Here is a 1,669-nt window from a genome sequence, read left to right as displayed (position 1 = left end):
TGGTCGATGAGATAGTTGCGGCCGGTGGCGACCATGGCGCCCCATTCCGGCATCGGCGGCTGCGCACCGAGGCCGAGGAAGCCGAGACCGGCGGCGGTGAGAATGATGCCCGCCATGTCGAGCGTCACGCGCACGATCAGCGAGGAAACGCAAAGCGGCACCACATGGCCGAAGATGATGCGCGGTGTCGACGCGCCCTGGAGTTTGACCGCCGCAATGAAATCGCTGTTGCGGATCATCAGCGTTTCCGCCCGTGCGATACGCGCATAGGGCGGCCATGACGTGATCGCGATCGCAATGATCGCGTTCTCGATTCCCGGGCCGAGCGCCGCTACGAAGGCAAGGGCCAGCACCAGACGTGGGAAGGCAAGGAAGATGTCGGTGAGACGCATCAGCACCGTATCGACCCAGCCGCCGAGATAGCCGGACACGGTCCCGACGAGCAACCCGATCGGCGTCGCGATGATCGAGACAAGGACCACGACCCAAAGGGTGATGCGTGAGCCGTAGACGATACGAGAGAAGATGTCGCGCGCCTGGTCGTCGGTGCCGAGCCAATGCTCGGCGCTCGGCGGCAGCAGACGCGCCGTGCGCAGATCGCCGCCGCTGACGGGTGAGTAGGGCGCGATGAAGCCAGCGAACAGGGCGACGACGATCAGCAGCAGAACGACGCAGAGCCCCAGCACGGCGAGCGGATTCTGCGAGAACGTGCGCCAGCCGAGATAGAAGCGGCCGAGGCGTGCTTGCCAGCGGGAGGCTGGTTCGGGTGAGATCAGCCAGCCGCGCAAACCGGTCGGCTGGGAAGGTGAAGACGTACCAGCCATCAACGGGTCCTCGGGTCGAGCAGACGATAGAGCAGGTCGGAAACGAGATTGAGCAGCACGAAGACCGTCCCGATCACGAGCGTTCCGCCGAGAACGGCGTTCATGTCCGCATTCTGCAGCGAATTGGTGATGTACTGGCCAAGCCCCGGCCACGCGAACACCGTCTCGGTCAGCACCGAACCTTCGAGCAGATTGGCATAGGACAGCGCGATGACCGTGATCAGGGGCACAGCCGCGTTGCGCAGCGCGTGGCGCCAGATGACGCGCATCTCGGACAAGCCTTTCACGCGGGCTGCGATCACGTATTCCTGCGCCAGCTCGTTGAGCATGAACGAGCGCGTCATGCGGCTGATATAGGCGAGCGAGAAATAGCCCAGAAGGCAGGCAGGCAGCGCGATGTGCGACAGCGCGTTCCAGAACGCATCCATCTGACCTTCGAGAAGCGTATCGATGAGCACGATCCCTGTGGTCGGCGTGTACATGTAGGAATAGGTCACGTCGAGGCGTCCCGGTCCTTCGACCCAACCGAGCTTCGCATAAAAGAACAAAAGACCCATCAGGCCGAGCCAGAAGATGGGTACGGAATAGCCGATCAGTCCCAACAAGCGCACGAACTGATCGATCAACGTCCCGCGTTTGACGGCCGCGAGAACGCCGAGAGGCACGCCGATGAGGGTTCCGATCAACGTTCCGAGTGTGGCGAGTTCGAGCGTCGCGGGAAACGCGTTGACGATGTCCGTCATCACCGGGTTGGTAGTCAGGACCGAATTGCCGAAATCGCCGGTGACGGCTTTTTTCAGATAGATCCAGAATTGTTCGAGAAGCGGTAGATCGAGGCCGAGCTC

The 1,669-nt window shown here is 62.4% G+C and carries 2 protein-coding genes; both read right to left on the bottom strand.

Translation table 11 applies throughout. The annotated features are described in order from the left end of the window. On the bottom strand, positions 1-824 hold an 824-nt coding region (locus tag AC1DT3_RS20310; RefSeq protein WP_477467015.1), incomplete at its 3' end, for an ABC transporter permease. Next, on the bottom strand, positions 824-1,669 hold an 846-nt coding region (locus tag AC1DT3_RS20305), incomplete at its 5' end, for an ABC transporter permease (protein WP_477467014.1). The genes AC1DT3_RS20305 and AC1DT3_RS20310, both read right to left, overlap by 1 nt.

The organism is Microvirga sp. P4_G7 (assembly GCF_056401005.1).
This window is presented reverse-complemented; position numbering and strand designations above follow the sequence as displayed.